This window comes from Bacillus sp. Root131, from assembly GCF_001429475.1.
Lineage (GTDB): Bacteria > Bacillota > Bacilli > Bacillales > Bacillaceae_G > Bacillus_A > Bacillus_A thuringiensis_S.
On record NZ_LMJQ01000006.1, the window covers coordinates 21,340 to 40,418 of the forward strand.

Sequence of the window (19,079 nt, forward strand, 5' to 3'; positions counted from 1 at the left end):
GATTACTAGATTTGGAGTGGTTACATGGATCCATTGAAAAATGAAATTAACCCTGACATGGTCAAAGTGTGGAAAATTCGTGCTGTAATTGAAGAAGGGATCGGTATACTCGTCATTTTAGCTTACCTTTTCCTCATGATAAAGTTTGATTGGTGGGCGTGGATTTTGTATGTGATGATTGGGCTAACAGTTGTGTTCGCGCCATTTTCGTACTTCTTATTCCCGAAACTACGTCAACGTTATTACAGCTACCAACTAAATGAAGAAGAACTTGAAATTCAGCATGGTCTTTTCGTCGTAAAGCGCGTATTAGTACCGATGATTCGTGTGCAGCACGTTACGATTGAACAAGGACCAATTATGAGAAAATACGGATTAGCAGAATTACACATTTCAACAGCAGCAACTTCTCACAGCATTCCAGGCTTAACGATGTATGAAGCAGAAATGTTGAAAACGAAAATCGCAGAATTAGCGAAAGTGAGTGATGAGGATGTATAAGAGGCAGCATCCAATCACGATGTTATTAGAATTGAAAATAACAGATTTTATACCACTCATTATTTTCATGTTTAGCTTAAACGGAAAATTCCCGTTTTGGTATTTAATTCCCGCAGCATTTGGTTTACTCACCGTTTTTTCAGCATTTGAAAAATGGTATTACACAACATATTGGGTTGAAAATAACGTATTACATGTGAAAAAAGGTCTCTTCGTGAAAAAGGAGAGCTACTTAAATAAAGAACGTGTTCAAACGATTAATACAAGTTCTAACGTACTATATCAAATGCTCGGTTTGAAAAAAATTCAGATTGAAACAGCTGGTGGGGGCGATGAAGCAGAAGTTAGCTTAGCTGGTATTACGGCAGAAGAAGCGGCGGAGCTTATTGCTTTGCTAAATGAGCCAACTCCAGAAGTGAAAGCAGAAGGAACGTTAGACGAAGCAACAGAAAATGTAGTAGAAAAAGCAATTGTTACAGAGGAAAAACAAACGACAGAATATAAATTAACTTGGAAAGAGATTTTATTAGCATCTGTTACATCTGGTCAATTTGGACTATTATTCTCTTTAATCTTTTTCGTTTATCACCAAGTAGATGAGTACATTCCGAAATGGATAGAGAATGGCGTAAAGTCGTATGTAATGGAACATGATATATATGGCTGGATTTTCATGGTAGCCATTTTACTCGTTCTTTCTTGGATTATATCTACAATCGGTTACGCGTTAAAACATGGCGATTTCACAGTGAATCGAAGAAATGACGAAGTTCGCATTTCACAAGGATTACTTGAGAAAAAAGAGCTCGTACTAAAATTGCATCGTATTCAAGGTATTACGATAAAAGAAAGTATTTTACGCCAACCATTCGGTTATTGTGCTGTGCAAGTAGAAGTCATTCAAAGTGAGGGAAAAGAAGAAAAAGTTACACTGCATCCTATCATTCGAAAAAATCGAGTGCAACAGTTACTCGCCCATTTACAATTACCATACGAACTGAATGCAAACATTATTGCATTACCAAAAGCAGCATTGCGCCGCTATCTCATTGATAGTTTTATCTTCTTCGCAATGCTAGCAATCCCGCTTCTTGGAATAAGTATATACTCTGAAAAGCACTTCATCATGTGGGCATTAATTCCGCTCGCAATCCTTATCTTTACACTTGGATACGCAACATTTAAAACAAATGGTTACAGTGTTAACGGAGAACAAATTACACTTGTCTATCGTAGCGTCGGAAAATACACAGGACTTATTAGAAGAAGACACGTCCAATCAATGGAGAAGACACAATCATATTTCCAGCGCCGCGCGGATTTATGTACGTATAAGTTTTCTAGTGCATCATCTAGTTATAAAATAGAGCATACGAGAGTAGAAGACGCGGAGAGAATGCAGGATTGGTATAAGAAGAGAATGAGGGAGGAATAATTTGAGAAAGCTTGCCTATTATGAAGGGCAGGCTTTTTTTGTTATAAGGAAATGAGTGGTTTAAGTGATAGAGCAGTACAACTACAGCACACATGTATTAATATGTATGAAAAAAGGTAATATTCTTCTATTTTAGAGGAATCTGTGGAATTTTTGATATAAATGGTATACTAAAATATAAATAGTATTAGGAGGTTATATATGATAAGTCAGTTGAAAAGAGAAGCACTTGATGCATTAAAAGGAAGATGGGGATTAGCGGTAGGGGCAACTTTATTAATTGGAATCCTTATTGGAGCTGTTGAAATGCTAACCACAGGTATTTTTTCGATATTTTGGGGTTGGGAAGAAGCAAGTGATTCACTCACAGTAAGTATTATTGTAATGCTTGTTATTGGTCCATTAACAATAGGTGCCTATTATCTTGTTTTAAATGCAATTCGTAGGACTGATGCTCGCATTGGTCATATATTTAGATGGTTTAGCGATGGAAGTAAGTTGATGAAGTCGTTTTTAACATATTTACTAATGTATGTATACTTGACTCTATGGACATTACTTCTTATTATTCCAGGTATTATTAAATCATTTTCTTATTCTATGACATATTTTATTTTGAATGATCATCCAGAATATACAGCGAATCAAGCGATTACTGAGAGTCGTCATATGATGAATGGACATAAAATGGATTACTTTTTACTATGCTTAAGTTTCTTAGGCTGGTTCATATTAAGTATTCTTACTATAGGAATCGGTTTCTTATGGTTAGTACCTTATTTCTACTCGACATCGGCAGCATTTTATGAAGAGATTTCAAAAGAATATTATAAAAAAGAGAGCACTACTTTCTAATAAAACATATAAACTATCTACCCTAAAGAATGTAGGGAGCAGATAGCAGATGGTTTAGGTGTTTTGATATTTGTCCTATTTTCGGGATTCACTTCAGGATAAGGTATAGATTTTTATATAGAAATGCTTCCCTCTATGTTTTATCATAGAGGGTTATTTTTTTATGTAAAAATGATAGGAAATAATGAATAATATATGTAAAGAAAAAAGCGAGGTGAATGAGAGTGAGCAAATTTTTAATACCGTATTCATTTTCTATATTAAGTTTCTTTATTTCAGCAACAGCACTTGATTTATATGATAGGATGGGAAACGATAGTGAGCTGGTTTCGCCGAACATAATTGGAAAGATAATTCAATCTACTGCGCAAATGGGAGTCCTTACATTGTATTTCGGAGTACCTATTATTTTAGGTGGCTGTCTACTTGGTGAGCTATTGTTTAGAGGTATCATTTTACGATTTAAACTAAGCTATATTATATCTTTATTATTATATCTATTTTTAGCTTTTAGTATTGTTTTCGTAACGGTAGGCATTCCAACTACATATGAAGATTCTAATACATTTTTCATAGGGATAACTATGATTTGTGCTGTTACATTCTTTGTGAGTCGGAATATATGGGAAAACAAGTTAATAATGGAGTGACAAAATGAAATACACCTGTCCATGTTGCGGATATAAAGTTTCACTTTATTGGATCAGTTAGAAAACCGACTAGTGAAGATGTGAAGGATGCTAGTTGGCCGCGAATTTGTTAAGTAAAATGTTATTACTCGATTCGATGGGAGTAATAACATTTTTTATTTAATGCTGAAAGAATTACTGCCGTCTTATAAAGTAATAAGAAGGACTAATCGGTAAATTTTATTGATGGATATATTAGGAATGAATACAAAAGTATAGATGTATAGTCGACTTTGTGTATTTAATGTTATCATATTGAATGATATGGAAATTTTTAATAGAATAAGTAACTAAAAATTCAAAGGTAATGAAGCTTTTGTTGTATAAAGAAAATACTTAGTAGTAATCAACAATATTAAAAATAAGATTCGTATTTATATAAATTTAGTAGAAATGGGGTTTTAAAAAGGAATGAGTATCAGCATAACGCGGCAAAAGATTTTGGCGGCCGCTTCTCAAATTGTGCAATGTAAAGGGGTTGCTAAATTAACCTTAGAAGCAGTGGCAAAAGAGGCGGGTGTAAGTAAAGGTGGATTATTGTATCACTTTGCAAATAAAGAAGCTTTAATAGAAGGTATGATAGTCAGAGGGATAGAGGATTATGAGGGCGCTATTTACAATAAAGTAGCGGAAGACTCAGAGAGGAAAGGGAGATGGGTTCGCTCTTTTGTAGAGGAAAGATTAAGTAATGAGAGAAGAACAGAAGAGTTGTCTAGTAGTATGATGGCAGCATTCATGTTAAAACCTGAATTACTTGAGCCATTACAACAATCATTTCAGCAACTGCAAAAGAATATAGAAAACGATGAGATAGATTCAGTTTGTGCAACAATTATTAGATTAGCAGCAGATGGATTATGGTATTCGGAATATTTAGGGGTTGGCAGACTAAGCCCCGAGTTAAGAGAAAAAGTGATTCAAGCTCTTATTGATAATTCATATAAATAGAATATACGAACTATATAATACGAAAACAATTCACCATTACTTATTTAATGTAGTGGTGAATTGTTTTTTTTATTAGAAAAATAGAACAATTTTATAGAGTATTGAATTATAACCGTCCAGACGGTATAGTAATATTTGGTTTAAGAGGAAAATGAAACAAAAAAAGAATAAAAGATATTTTTAGCACACTATTCGAAAGGATAGGCCGCAAAGCTTAGAGTCTACGGTAATACATATTGGTTACTAAGATCGTCTGGTTGCACATTTTTGATGCAACCGGACGGTCTTTTTTTGTTATATAAATATAAAAAAATAGGAGGGAACTATGCAAATGAAAAGTACTAAAAGGCATATTTCAATGGTTTCATTAGTTTTTCTAGTATTATTTTCAGTGCTGAATGTGTGGGCTCCAGTTATTCAAGCTGCTGTGATGAAAAGTCCAGTGGACGAAATTAATATTTCCCGTACTGATGGCACGACATCTGAACCGTATCAAGCCTCAGATGGTATGAAAGTAGAAGTGAAGTGGTCAGCTAAAGAAAAAATAAAAAGTGGAGATCAATTCACAATTGATATGCCAAAAGAGTTTCGAAAAGACCTTATGAATATGAGTTTTCCTTTAAAAGATGCTGAAGGAAAAACAGTTGGTACATGTGAGATGAAAAAGGGTCTATTAACGTGTACTATGGGTGATTACGTAGAAGGAAAGAATAACATTAAAGGCTCTTTATTCGTAGAATTCTACTTTGGTCTAGAAGCATATGATGGTGTTAAAGAAATTCCATTAGAATTTAACGTTGATGGTCAAATCGTCAATAAAGAAGTAAGTGTAAATAATACGACAGAGAGACCGAAGCCACAGCCCAATACGGAAAATTTATTGAAATGGGGTTCTTATAATCAAGAAGATCCTTCAATTGCTGATTGGCTTGTATACGTAAATGCAACTGGAACAGAAATGCAAGATCTTAAATTAACAGATACATTAGGACCTGGGCATGAGTTAATTACAGACAGCGTAGTATTAGAAGAGGCTGTATTTGAAGATGGTTATGCACCAACAAATATTAAGCCAGCAGATTTATCTAACATTAAAATAAATGCAACGAAGACTGGATTTACAATTGAGTTTCCAGACAGTTCAAAAGGTTATATTTTAAGATATAAAACAAAGGTTACAAATCCTGCTGCAAAGCCTCATAAAAATACTGTGAAATTAGAAGGTAAAAATATTAAAACTGAAGAAAAAGTAGGACAAGTATTTGTAAGTGGTGGAGGAGGATCCGGTTCAGGTGACAATAATCCACCTAGCATTGAAAAAAATATAGTTGATGAGAATGGCAAGCTTGTAGAGAATGAGCAGTTAACACAAATGGATCAAGTTATTCAATACCAAGTTGGTACACATATACCGAACGATCCTCCTAAATACACATCTATGGTAATTAGTGATGATTTAGAAGATGTTTTAGAAGTATTAGAGGCAAAAGTGTATGATCAAAATGGCCAAGATATTACTTCTAAAGGAACGTTAAATATAGATAAACAAAGAAGTGAAGTAACATTTACGTTTGGTGAGAGTTTTGACTATAAGTCATATGAAGACCAGATAATCAATCTCAGTATCAAGGCGAAAATAAAAAATAATGCAGACTTATCTTCTTACGTAGATAAGAAGATTCCTAATAAAGCGGAATTGCATTTTGATGATAAAACATTAACATCAAAAGAAGTAACTATTACGCCGCCTGAAGCTCCAAAAGATGGTACAGTACTGATTCATAAAACAGATTCTGAGAATCCGAATAAAGGGTTAAAAGGTGCCGAATTTGAAGTTCGAAATAGTGCAAATGAAGTTGTTGCAAAACTAAAAACGGACGAAAAAGGTTTTTCAGTACCTCAAACTTTAGCTCCTGGGACGTATAAAGTTTATGAAACAGTAGCACCAGAAGGATATCAAAAATTAACAAGCCCAGTAGAGGTTACACTTCAAGCTGGAGAAACAAAAACAATTGAAATTAAAAATACTATGCAAAAGGGTCAAATTGAAGTAAAGAAAATTGATTCGGAAAATGGTGAAAAACCATTGGAAAATGCAGAGTTTGATATAGTAAAAGACGGTGTAGTAGTCGAACATATTGTTACAGATAAAGATGGTAAGGCAATCTCTAAACCGTTAGCACCAGGAAAATATATTTTAAAAGAAACAAAAGCACCTGAAGGCTACCAATTAAAAGAAACAGAGTTGGAAGTAAATGTAACAGGGGACGGCATATTCCCAATACAAGTGGAAAATGCAATGGTAGACAAAGGGAATATAGAAATTACAAAAGTGGACAAAGAAAACGGGGCAGTATTAGCCGGTGTCGAATTTGAAGTCCAAGATGAGAAAGATGGCGTAGTAAGAAAAGTAGTAACAGATAAAGATGGAAAAGCAAACGTTTCAGATCTATCAGTAGGAAAGTACAAATTAGTAGAGACGAAAAGCTTACCAGGTTACAAAAATCTAGCAGAACCAGTACTATTTGAAATTACAAAAGGTATGACAAAAGCTTTATCAATAAAAGTAGAAAATGAGCAGTTAGACAAAGGCTCAGTAGAAATTACAAAAATAGATAAAGATAGTCAAAAAGTATTAGAAGGCGTAGTCTTCGAAGTGCAAGATGAGCAAGGAAAAGTAGTAACAGAAGTAAAAACAGATAAAGATGGTAAAGCAAAAATCTCAGATTTATCAGTAGGAAAGTACAAATTAGTAGAGACGAAAAGTTTACCTGGCTACAAAAAGCTAACAGAACCAGTATCATTCGAAATTACAAAAGGTATGACAACAGTCCTATCATTGAAAGTAGAAAATGAACAGTTAGATAAAGGTTCAGTAGAAATTACAAAAGTAGATAAAGACAACAAAAAAGCATTAAAAGGCGTAGTCTTTGAAGTGCAAGATGAAGCTGGAACAGTAGTAAAGGAAGTAAAAACAGATAAAGATGGTAAAGCAAAAATCTCAGATCTATCAGTAGGAAAGTACAAATTAGTAGAGAAAGAAAGTTTACCAGGCTATAAGAAACTAACAGATCCAGTATTATTTGAAATCAAAAAAGGCATGACTGAAGTTCTATCATTAAAAATAGAAAATGAAATGGTAGATACGGGAAATGTAGAGATAACAAAGATAGATAAAGATAATAAAGCACCGTTAGCGGGAGTAACATTCATCGTCCAAGATGAAAAGGGGAATGAAGTTACAAAAGTAACGACAGATAAAGATGGAAAAGCAAATGTTTCAGATTTACCTGTAGGAAAGTATGAATTAGTAGAGGTAGAAAGTTTACCTGGTTATAAAAAGCTAGAAAAACCAGTATCATTTGAAATCAAAAAAGGCATGACCGAGGTTCTATCATTAAAAGTAGAAAATGAAATGGTGGATACAGGGAATGTAGAGATAACAAAAATAGATAAAGATAGTAAAGCTCCATTAGAAAATGTTGTATTTGAAGTACGTGATTCAAAAGGAAAAGTAGTTACGAAAGTAACGACGGATAAAGAAGGAAAAGCAAACGTTTCAGATTTACCTATTGGGAAGTATGAGTTGGTGGAAGTAGAAACACCGGCAGGATACAAACCACTAGAAAAGCCAATTTCATTCGACATTGAAAAGGGTAGAGTAACAGCATTAAAGCTAACAGTAGAAAATGAATTAGTAGATACAGGAAATGTAGAAATTACAAAAGTAGATAAAGAAAATAAAGATGTTTTAGCTGATGCAGTCTTTGAAATTCAAGATGAAGCAGGACAAGTAGTCGCTAAAATAACGACAGATAAAAAAGGACAAGCACAAGTTACTAATTTATCAGTCGGCACATACAAGTTAGTAGAAGTAAAAGCACCAAAAGGATATAAACAATTAGTAGATTCGATTATTTTCCAAATTGAAAAAGGCATGACAAAATCTCTTGCTTTAACAGTAGAAAACGAAATGTTAGACAAGGGAAATGTAGAAATTACAAAGGTAGATAAAGATAGTCAAAAATTATTAGAAGGCGTAGTCTTCGAAGTTCAAGACGACAAAGGCAAAGTAGTAACAGAAGTAACGACAGATAAAGAAGGAAAAGCAACAATTTCAGATTTATCAGTAGGAAAGTATAAATTAGTAGAAAAAGAAAGCTTACCAGGTTACAAAAAATTAACAGAACCAGTATTATTCGAAATCAAAAAAGGTATGACGAAAGTTTTATCATTGAAAGTAGAGAACGAACTGTTAGATAAAGGTTCAGTAGAGATTACAAAAGTAGACAAAGAAAGTGGCGCGTTATTAGAAGGCGTAACATTCGAAGTGCAAGATGAAAAAGGCAAAGTAGTAACGAAAGTAAAAACAGATAAAGATGGAAAAGCAACAATTTCAGATTTATCAGTAGGAAAATATAAGCTAGTAGAAGTAGAAAGCTTACCAGGATATAAAAAACTAGCGAAGCCAGTATCATTCGAAATCAAAAAAGGTATGATAGAAGTCTTATCATTAAAAGTAGAGAATGAACTAGTAGATAAAGGTTCAGTAGAAATTACAAAAGTAGATAAAGATAGTAAAAAAGTATTAGAAGATGTAGTCTTCGAAGTGCAAGATGAAAAAGGCAAAGTAGTAACGGAAGTAAAAACAGATAAAAATGGTAAAGCAAAAATCTCAGACTTATCTGTAGGAAAGTACAAATTAGTAGAGAAAGAAAGCTTACCAGGTTACAAACAATTAACAGAACCAGTATCGTTTGAAATCAAAAAAGGAATGACAGAAGTTCTATCATTAAAAATAGAAAATGAAATGGTAGATACGGGAAATGTAGAAATTACAAAAATAGATAAAGATAATAAGGCACCGTTAGCAGGGGTAGTCTTTGAAGTTCAAGACGACAAAGGCAAGGTAGTAACGAAAGTAACGACAGATAAAGCTGGAACAGCAACAGTTTCAGATTTATCAGTAGGAAAGTACAAGCTAGTAGAAGTAGATAGTTTACCAGGCTACAAAAAATTAGAAAAGCCTGTACCATTTGAAATTACAAAAGGTATGACAAAATCTTTAACGTTCACTGTAGAAAATGAAATGGTAGATACGGGGAATGTAGAAATCACAAAAATAGATAAAGACAGTAAAGCACCATTAGAAAATGTTGTATTTGAAGTACGTGACTCAAAAGGAAAAGTAGTTGCGAAAGTAACGACAGATAAAGAAGGAACAGCAACAGTTTCAGATTTATCTATTGGAAAGTATGAGTTAGTAGAAGTAGAAACACCGGTAGGATACAAACCACTAGAAAAGCCAGTTTCATTCGAAATTGAAAAAGGTAGAGTTACAGCATTACAATTGAATGTAGAAAATGAATTAGTGGATGTAGGAAATGTAGAAATTACAAAAGTAGATAAAGAAAATAAAGATGCTTTAGCTGATGCAGTATTTGAGATTCAAGATGAAGCAGGACAAGTAGTCGCTAAAATAACGACAGATAAAAAAGGACAAGCACAAGTCACTAATTTATCAGTTGGCACATACAAGTTAGTAGAAGTAAAAGCACCAAAAGGATATAAACAATTAGTAGATCCAATTACTTTCCAAATTGAAAAGGGTATGACAAAATCTCTTGCTTTAACAGTAGAAAATGAAATGTTAGACAAGGGAAATGTAGAAGTAACAAAAGTAGATAAAGATAGCCAAAAAGCATTAGAAGCCGTAGTCTTCGAAGTACAAGATGAGCAAGGCAAAATAGTAACTGAAATAACGACAGATGAAGAAGGAAAAGCAAATGTTTCAGATCTATCAGTAGGAAAATATAAATTAGTAGAGACGAAGAGCTTACCAGGTTATAAGAAGTTAACGGAACCAGTATCATTCGAAATTAAAAAAGGTATGACGAAAGTCTTATCATTGAAAGTAGAGAATGAACAGTTAGACAAAGGTTCAGTGGAGATTACAAAAATGGCTGCTGAAAGCAAGGAAGTCTTATCAGGAGCTGTGTTTGAAGTTCATGATGAAGCGGGAAAAGTAGTAGTGAAAGTAACAACAGATAAAGATGGAAAGGCAAAAATCGCAGATTTATCTGTAGGTAACTACACACTAGTAGAAGTAGAAGCACCAAAAGGATATGAAAAATTAACTAATCCAATTCCATTTGAAATTACAAATGGAATGATAAATGCAGTTCAATTAGAAGTATTAAACAAATTGAATCATTTAGCACCACCAGTTCCAGAAACACCAGATCCAGAAAAGCCTGGAACACCAGATCCAGAGAAACCTGGAACACCAGATCCAGAGAAACCTGGAACACCAGATCCAGAGAAACCTGGAACACCGAATCCAGAAAAACCTGGAACACCAGGTCCAGAAAATCCTGGAACACCGGGTCCAGAAAAACCGGAAAAAGAATTACCAAAGACAGGGCAGAAAATGCCTGTGGAACCATATATGGGAGCACTTCTTGTAATGATGAGTTTTGGATTACTCGTATTAGGTAGAAAACAGCAGAGATAATAAAAGTGAAAAGGTATCCTCAAAGTATTTGAGGATACCTTTTTTAACATAAAAAAAGGCATCTAGCAAAAGAACTAGATGCAAATAAAAACACTTGGGAAGACAAAATTCTTCCCGTTTCCCGTATGTAATTATATCAAAAAAATTATAAAAAACTAGTTATATTTAAAATATAATTTTAAAAAAAGTTATATACATAAATAATTGCAATACTCGCAGTTTTCTCTTTCTGAAAAATACATTTCTTTAATTTTGAATATTAAGACTAATGTTGAAAAATCTTCAGATAATTAGAAAAAATAACCAAGAGGATATATAATATTGCTTAAGAAATAGTTTTAATGGATTACATATATTTCATTTGGTGTATTAATTGAATATCATAATTTTTAATTTTATTAAGCAAGAATCTCGGTTACTTATTGCATTTCTAACATAGGGTGAGAAAGAAAAATACAATAGTGTGGAGGTTTTTATAATGACGTTTGTTCTTAGTAAAATGAGTGGCTTTAGCATAGAAGAAAAGGTACATGAATTTGAATCTAAGGGATTCCTTGAAATCTCAAATGAAATCTTTTTACAAGAGGAAGAGAATCATCGTTTATTAACACAAGCACAGTTAGATTATTATAATTTGGAAGATGATGCGTACGGTGAATGCCGTGCTAGATCTTATTCAAGGTATATAAAGTATGTTGATTCACCAGATTATATTTTAGATAATAGTAATGATTACTTCCAATCTAAAGAATATAACTATGATGATGGCGGTAAAGTTAGACAGTTCCATAGCATAAATGATAGTTTTTTATATAATCCTTTAATTCAAAATATCGTGCGTTTCGATACTGAATTTGCATTTAAAACAAATATAATAGATACAAGTAAAGATTTAATTATAGGTTTACATCAAGTAAGATATAAAGCTACTAAAGAAAGACCATCTTTTAGTTCACCTATTTGGTTACATAAAGATGATGAACCAGTAGTGTTTTTACACCTTATGAATTTAAGTAATACAGCTATTGGCGGAGATAATTTAATAGCTAATTCTCCAAGGGAAATTAATCAGTTTATAAGTTTGAAGGAGCCTTTAGAAACTTTAGTATTTGGACAAAAGGTTTTCCATGCCGTAACGCCACTTGGAACAGAATGTAGTACTGAAGCTTTTCGTGATATTTTATTAGTAACATTTTCTTATAAGGAGACAAAATGAGAGAGAATAAAATAATTATGATTTCTGGAGCCAATAGCGGTATAGGTCATGCTTGTATAAAATACTTTTTAGAAAAATCCTTTCATGTAATAGCTCTTGATATTAATAATAATAATTTAATAGATTATATGAAAACAGATATGCCTTTGAAAGTAGTGCAAATTGATTTAAGTAATAGTGAAGCGATTCGTAATCTTTTTACTCAATTAGATTTAGAAAAGCTTTCTCCTGATATATTAATAAATGCTGCTGGTATTCGAGAGATAACACCTGTTTTAAATTTATCCGATGACATGTTTAAAAAAGTAATTGATGTAAATTTAGTAGCCCCATTTATACTTTCTAGGGAAGTAGCGAAGCGATGGTGTGAATCGAAAATAAAAGGTTGTATTGTGAATATAGCATCGGTTTCTGGATTAATGGCTGAACCAGAGCGAGCTGCTTATGTGGCATCAAAGCATGCCTTAATCGGATTGACTAAACAGATGGCTATGGAATTTGGGAAGCAAAATATAAGGGTAAATAGCATTTCTCCCGGTGTTATTAGAACTGAACTTACAGAAGAATACTTTAGTAATAAAGCATTGATGTCTATGATAAAAAGTAATCAATCTTTAGATACTTGGGGATTGCCGCAGGATATTGTTTCATGTATTGAGTACTTGATTTCTGATCAGGCCCGCTTTATTACTGGTTCTAATTTTGTAATTGATGGTGGTTGGACTGCTGGGAAAAACTTGTAGTTGAGTGTTTTTGAGGAAAAGCACCTGTCCTTTTTTAGGCTGGTGTTTTTCTCACTATAAACAGATTTTTTTATTGGAGGGGGATTAATTTGTTTCAAAAAAGTTTTAAGCAAGAGAAAACGGTACCGGCCTTAAAGATGATAGCATCAATGGTTATCTTTGGATCAGTTGGATTTTTTTCTGTTCAAACAAACTTGCCTTCGTTTGAATTAGTGTTTGTAAGGTGTATTTTTGCGACAATATTTTTAAGTGTATGCTGGTTGCTTACAGGGCAATATAAACAAGATAAATGGGAACGAAAAGAAGTTATTCAAGTTTTAATATGTGGCTTTTTCTTAGTATTTAATTGGGTTTTCTTATTTAAAGCCTTTGAAAATATGTCAGTTACAATTGCTATCTCAGTTTATCATCTTGCACCAGTAATTGTACTGTTAATTGGAAGTATCGTCTTTAAAGAAAAATTAACATTAATATCTATCATTTCAATAATTGTGTGTTTTGTGGGAGCTTTATTAATTGCTGGTATCGATGGAAGCTTCTCTGTAGGCTCATTAATGTCTTCAGGTATGATATGGGGATTTCTTGCAGCTCTCTTTTATGCATTTACAACTTTATTTGGTAAAGGGATTAACAAAATGAGTGCGTATGCAATGACATTTTTACAAACATTCTTGGGGATATTTCTTTTAATACCATTTATAGATTTAGATGCTTTTAGTGGCCTCACTCAAAGTAATTGGACATATATTATAGCTACTGGTTTTATTCACACTGGGATAGTGTATTATCTGTTTTTTGATAGTTTACGCCATTTATCTACAAAAACAATCTCAATATTAGTTTTTTTAGATCCGGCAGTGGCAATATTATTAGATACTGTACTTACTGGATTCCGTCCAACTTTAATGAAAATAACAGGAATTCTTTTTATTTTTATTGGCATGACTTTAACATTAAAAAAATCTAAAGATAAAAAACTGAGTCAAAAAGAAAATCGAATTGAAAGCGATGCTAGTATATCTCAACAATGATGAAATATATTGTGTATAAAACGATAAACCTTGCATGAATCATGCAGGGTTTATTTGGTCTAATATAATTCATATTTATAATATATGTTTTTTAACATGCTTTTGATTCACTTATATTTATTTGACTATAAATTTACAAAAATGTATATAAAACCTTATTTTTTGATAATATATAAGTAATAAATTCATAGAATTGGAGTGATGAGATGCAGCCGTTAGAAAGGGAGATTCATTCTAATATGCTGAAAGTGTGGAGGATGCACGCTTTAATTGGGGCGGCAGTTATACTAACAGTCGTAATTGCATATTTCTTTTTCATGATTAACTTTAACTGGTGGGGGTGGTTGTTTGGACTATTAGTAACAGGAGCCATTACATTTATTCCACTTGATTATTTTGTGTTTCCAAATTTACGTCAGCGCTATTATAGTTACAGATTAAATGAAGAAGAGATTGAGATTCAAAAGGGAATGTTTGTTGTAGAACGCGTACTTATTCCGATGATCCGTGTGCAGCACGTAACGATTGAGCAAGGGCCGATTATGAGAAAGTATAATTTAGCAGAATTACACATTTCAACAGCCGCAACTTCTCATAGTATCCCAGGTTTAACGAAAGAAGAAGCAGAACAGCTGAAAAGACAAATTGGAGAACTTGCGAAAGTGAGTGATGAGGATGTATAAGAGGCAACATCCGATCACGATATTGTTAGGTATTAGGGTTGCGAGTTTGTTGCCACTTATTATTCTTGTTTTATTTAAACCTGATGAACAAGTGGAACCTTGGTATTTATTTTATCTTTTCCTTCTGGTTGTTTTATTCATCATGGCTATTTTTTCAGCAATTAAATGGTATTTTAAAGTGTACTGGATTGAGAATAATATGTTACATGTAAAGCACGGTGTTTTTGTAAAGAAGGAAAGCTATTTAAATAAAGAGCGTGTACAAAATATTAGTACGTCTTCTAACTTCATTTATCAAATGCTCGGACTCATGAAGTTAAATATAGAAGTAGCCGGTGGTGGTAATGAACCAGAAGTGATGTTGGCTGGTATTAAAGAAGACGAGGCAAAACATTTAATCTCTGTATTACATAAGAAAGAAACTACTGTAAAAGAAGAAATAGAAGAGGAAGAAAGCAAGACGGTTTATCAGTTAACAGCGAAAGAGGTTTTAGCCGCAGCGATTACATCTGGTCGGTTCGGACTAGTGTTCTCTGGACTAGTACTTCTTTACACAAAGTTTGATTTTGTTCTTCCTGAAGGATTCACAAGTAAAGTAGAAGCGTATGTGATGGGAAACGGTGTTTATAAACTAATTGTAATTGCATTAATTTTAATGGCAATTTCATGGATTATTTCCACGGCTGGATATGTGTTGAAATATGCAAACTTTAAAATTGGGCGAAAAGGGGAAGAGATTCGTATCGTTCAAGGATTATTTGAAAAGAAAGAGTTTGTCTTAAAATTGCACCGCATTCAAGCGATTACTGTAAAAGAAGGTATGCTTCGCCAGCCGTTTGGCTATTGTGCTGTTGAAGTGGAAGCAATTCAAAGTATTGGAGCAGCAAGTAACGAAGTAATGTTGCATCCATTTATGAAGAAAAAAGATGTACAGCACCTGCTCACATATTTAGAGTTACCTTATGAAATCGAAGCGGAGATCGTTCACTTACCAAAAACAGCGTTGCGTCGTTATTTCATTATGGGCTGGTTAATAAGTATCATACTCACAGTTCTAATTGCCAGCGTGAGTATATATTTTAAACAATATATTGCGTTGTTTGTTATTTTACCGTTATTTATCGTGTTTTCGTTACTTGCGTATGCTAGATATAAAAGTGGTGGTTATGAATTAAGAGAAAATCAACTAACGGTTGTATATCGTAATTTTTCGAAATATACAGGAATAATGCGAAGAAGACATGTTCAAGCAGTAGGTTATAATCAATCGTATTTTCAAAGAAAAGATGAATTATGTACAACTCTTGTAGCGGTAGCCGGGCGCGGTTATGAAGTAAAGCATATGAGAAAAAAGATTCGCTTCGTATATATAATTGGTACAAAGAAAAAGGAAACACCGATGTGTAGTGGTGTTTCCTTTTTGTTATTAAATGGATACCTTTAGTCGAATCGTTGATATATTTCAAGATGTGATAGATATATTCGAAAAATCGTTGATATATTTCAAGATGTGATAGATATATTTGAAGATAGATATATTTGAAAAATCGTTGATATATTCAAAGATGTGATAGATATATTTGAAAAATCGTTGATATATTCAAAGATGTGATAGATATATTYGAAAAATCGTTGATATAATTTCACGTACTGCTAGTGTTGTATTACTTTTTAATTAAACTAACACATCAAAAGTAGTCACAAAAGAAGGACGAGAGAAAATACTCTTTTGCTGTTCTGCATGTGGATGCGCCTGTGCTTGTCCTTCTGCTTGTGCAGGACGTTTTTTATGAGCGTTTTCGAATGAACGTGATTCTGTCCAGTCTTTAAAGTTTTGCTCCGTTTCCCACATCGTTAAGATGACATATGTATCGTTACTTAATGGGCGTAGAACACGGATCGCTTGGAATCCTGGTTCGTTTTCAATAAGGCCTGCACGGTTTTTAAAACGGTTTTCAAATACTGGGCGACCTTCGTCTGTTACAGAAATATTGTTACAAACGATATAGCCAGGTTGTCCTTTAAATTCACCGACAGCATCTAGTACGTCATACTGAAGTGAGCCTTCTACAGATTCTTCTGTATTTTCTTTATAAAACATATTTTTCTCATCATTTTTTGCAGTGAAATGTGATTGTTCTAGAGGTGTTTCGTATGAAATAATAGCCTTCATTTTAATGCCCCCTTAATAGTTTGTTTCTATTATATCAACTCTCTTAAAAAACTTCGAAGATTATATACATAAAGATACTTCTTTTTCAAATAATAAATGTACCATCATTTGGAAAGAAGGCCGATGTATGAAGAAAGTAAAGTGGACTTTATTAGGTGGCGTCGCAACGTTTATAGTAGCGATTGTACTCTATAAACTTATCGTGTTAGCTGGTGGCTATATGATGGATGAAAAGCAGCTCGTTTTCCACTCTTCATCACGTATCGTTGACCAGAAAGGGAAAGAAATTACGAAATTATACGTAGAAAATAGGGAGCTCGTACCGATCGAGCAAATTCCGAAGTATGTGCAGCAGGCGTTTGTTGCGGTGGAAGATTCTCGTTTTTATGAGCATCAAGGAATTGATTATCCGTCTATATTCCGTGCTCTTTATAAAGATACGTTAGCTGGAGAAAAGCTAGAGGGCGGTAGTACCATTACGCAGCAACTCGCTAAAGATGTCTTTTTAACTCGTGAAAAAACATTTACGCGCAAATTGAAGGAAGTCGCAATTTCTCTTCAATTAGAGCAAAAATATACGAAGCAACAAATTCTTGAAATGTATATGAATCATATTTATTTTGGTCATGGGGCTTACGGTATTCAAGCAGCAGCAAAGCTGTATTTTAATAAAAATGTTGAGGATTTAACAGTAGAGGAAGGGGCAATGCTTGCAGGTCTTCCGAAGTCACCAAACGGATATTCACCGTACTACTCTGCAGAGAAGAGTAAGGAACGCCGCGATCTCGTGTTGTCACTTATGCATAAACAAGGCTATTTGACTGCAGAAGAAAGCGTTCGTTATCAAGGGAAGATAATTGCTCTATATAAAAACTTAGATGAAAATGAGCTTGCATATATGCCGTATATTGATATGGTCATAGATGAAGCCGCTCGTTTATACGGGTTGTCTCATCAAGAAGTACTTCGCGGAGGATATACGTTTGTCGTACCTATGGATGAAAAAATTCAAAAGGTAGCGTATAACCAGTTTCAAGATGCAAGGAATTTTCCTGGGAAAGAAGAGGGGGCTCAAGGTGCATTTTTATTAATGGATAATCGTACGGGAGGGATTAAAGCGGCGATTGGGGGAAGAAAGTACGTCCCGAGAGGATTTAATCGTGTTTTTGCCAAAAGGCAGCCCGGATCTGTTTTAAAACCACTTATCGTTTATGCACCAGCACTAGAAACGAAAAAGTATAATCCGTATTCTTTATTAACGAATGAAAGAAATTCTTTTGAAGGGTATGAACCTCGAAATTATAATCATGAGTATTCAAAAGAAATGACGATGTATGATGCGATTTTAGAGTCGGCAAACGTACCAGCAGTTTCTCTATTAAATGAGTTAGGGGTAGAAGAAGGAAAGCAATATTTAGAAAAAGGAAATGTCCATATTGCAGATGCTGGTTTAAGTACAGCACTTGGCGGATTGAAAAATGGTGTTTCAACATTTGATCTTGTAAAAATGTATCGTTCATTTTTAGCGAATGGCAATATTATTGAGCCGCACGTTATTGATAAAGTATTAAATAGACACGGTGCAGTCATTGGGGAATCACCGAAAGTAGAGACGAAAATTTTTTCGAAACAGACGGCATGGTATATGACGAAAATGTTAGAAGGAGTTGTGAAGGAAGGGACAGCGAGAGCAGGTGTATATAACGGTGCGTTAGCTGGAAAAACAGGTACAACTTCATTGCCAAATGACGATAAGGGAGCAAGAGATATGTGGTTCGTCGGCTATACACCGAACTTAGTAGGCGCTGTTTGGATTGGTTATGACCGTACGGATAAGGAACATCAGTTGCAAGGAGAAAGTGCATCTGCGACAAAATTGTTTAAGAAAATTTTAACGAAGGCTAATGTAGAACATAAAGAGAAGTTTATGAAGCCTGAAGGTGTGGAAACAATCGGTGCTCCGATTCGGCTGCGTAGAATTGAAGATGTAAAAATGAAACTATCATTTAGCCCTTTCGGTTTATTTAAAGCAAAATTAAGTTGGACGCCACTTCCAGATAACAGAATTATGTACCGAATCTATAGAGTGGAGAATGGAATTCATACGCATGTTAGCACTGTAAATGGTGCTGGAGAATATGAGGAAAAGTTCGTTAACATATTTTCAAAACCGAGCTTTTACGTTGTACCATACAATACACAAACGAATCGCGAAGGAGAAAAGTCAAAAGTAGCTAAACCATAGTTTTTCTCTGTGTTATAATAAGAATGTTGTGAAAATAGTAAGCGTT

12 protein-coding genes, 1 pseudogene and 1 riboswitch are annotated in these 19,079 nt (G+C 33.8%); of the genes and pseudogenes, 12 read left to right on the forward strand and 1 reads right to left on the reverse strand.

The features are described from left to right. Nucleotides 1-24: 24 nt before the first annotated feature. From ASE54_RS17520 to ASE54_RS17570, 11 genes and pseudogenes are all read left to right on the forward strand, one after another. Nucleotides 25-501: a PH domain-containing protein gene (locus tag ASE54_RS17520; RefSeq protein ID WP_000371368.1), complete on the forward strand. Its 477-nt coding sequence runs from the start codon at nucleotides 25-27 to the stop codon at nucleotides 499-501. Then, on the forward strand, nucleotides 494-1,936 hold the full coding sequence (locus ASE54_RS17525) for a PH domain-containing protein (RefSeq protein WP_000278212.1): 1,443 nt from the start codon (nucleotides 494-496) through the stop codon (nucleotides 1,934-1,936). The genes ASE54_RS17520 and ASE54_RS17525 overlap by 8 nt, the downstream gene beginning before the upstream one ends. Before the next feature lie 201 nt (nucleotides 1,937-2,137). After that, nucleotides 2,138-2,791, forward strand: coding sequence for a DUF975 family protein (locus ASE54_RS17530; RefSeq protein WP_000625404.1), 654 nt, complete (start codon nucleotides 2,138-2,140; stop codon nucleotides 2,789-2,791). A gap of 224 nt (nucleotides 2,792-3,015) precedes the next feature. Continuing rightward, nucleotides 3,016-3,441 carry a hypothetical protein gene (locus ASE54_RS17535; RefSeq protein ID WP_002083032.1) on the forward strand — a complete coding sequence of 142 codons (426 nt, stop codon included), beginning with the start codon at nucleotides 3,016-3,018 and terminating at the stop codon, nucleotides 3,439-3,441. A gap of 450 nt (nucleotides 3,442-3,891) precedes the next feature. Beyond that, the gene (locus ASE54_RS17540; RefSeq protein ID WP_000028014.1) at nucleotides 3,892-4,428 is read left to right on the forward strand and encodes a TetR/AcrR family transcriptional regulator; all 537 of its coding nucleotides are present in this window, start codon (nucleotides 3,892-3,894) and stop codon (nucleotides 4,426-4,428) included. A 172-nt stretch (nucleotides 4,429-4,600) separates the two neighbouring features. Further along, a riboswitch (cyclic di-GMP riboswitch) is annotated at nucleotides 4,601-4,693 on the forward strand. Between the two features lie 60 nt (nucleotides 4,694-4,753). After that, on the forward strand, nucleotides 4,754-10,942 hold the full coding sequence (locus ASE54_RS17545) for a SpaA isopeptide-forming pilin-related protein (protein ID WP_001178127.1): 6,189 nt from the start codon (nucleotides 4,754-4,756) through the stop codon (nucleotides 10,940-10,942). Between the two features lie 478 nt (nucleotides 10,943-11,420). Then, nucleotides 11,421-12,158 carry a 2OG-Fe dioxygenase family protein gene (locus tag ASE54_RS17550; RefSeq protein WP_000144818.1) on the forward strand — a complete coding sequence of 246 codons (738 nt, stop codon included), beginning with the start codon at nucleotides 11,421-11,423 and terminating at the stop codon, nucleotides 12,156-12,158. Beyond that, a complete protein-coding gene (locus ASE54_RS17555; RefSeq protein ID WP_001208945.1) occupies nucleotides 12,155-12,901 on the forward strand; it encodes an SDR family oxidoreductase in 747 nt (248 codons plus the stop codon). Before ASE54_RS17550 ends, ASE54_RS17555 begins: the two co-directional genes overlap by 4 nt. Before the next feature lie 89 nt (nucleotides 12,902-12,990). After that, nucleotides 12,991-13,932 carry a DMT family transporter gene (locus ASE54_RS17560; protein ID WP_000486851.1) on the forward strand — a complete coding sequence of 314 codons (942 nt, stop codon included), beginning with the start codon at nucleotides 12,991-12,993 and terminating at the stop codon, nucleotides 13,930-13,932. Nucleotides 13,933-14,138: 206 nt separating this feature from the next. Then, nucleotides 14,139-14,615 carry a PH domain-containing protein gene (locus tag ASE54_RS17565; RefSeq protein WP_001182726.1) on the forward strand — a complete coding sequence of 159 codons (477 nt, stop codon included), beginning with the start codon at nucleotides 14,139-14,141 and terminating at the stop codon, nucleotides 14,613-14,615. Next, a pseudogene (locus ASE54_RS17570) lies at nucleotides 14,608-16,022 on the forward strand (PH domain-containing protein). Before ASE54_RS17565 ends, ASE54_RS17570 begins: the two are co-directional and overlap by 8 nt. 268 nt (nucleotides 16,023-16,290) lie before the next feature. On the opposite strand, the gene hmoB reads toward ASE54_RS17570, so the two are convergent. Further along, the gene (gene hmoB, locus ASE54_RS17575) at nucleotides 16,291-16,788 is read right to left on the reverse strand and encodes a heme-degrading monooxygenase HmoB (protein WP_000644094.1); all 498 of its coding nucleotides are present in this window, start codon (nucleotides 16,786-16,788) and stop codon (nucleotides 16,291-16,293) included. 127 nt (nucleotides 16,789-16,915) lie between these two features. Between hmoB and ASE54_RS17580 the strand changes: the two genes are divergently transcribed. Continuing rightward, nucleotides 16,916-19,033, forward strand: coding sequence for a PBP1A family penicillin-binding protein (locus tag ASE54_RS17580; protein ID WP_000756275.1), 2,118 nt, complete (start codon nucleotides 16,916-16,918; stop codon nucleotides 19,031-19,033). Nucleotides 19,034-19,079: the final 46 nt, after the last annotated feature.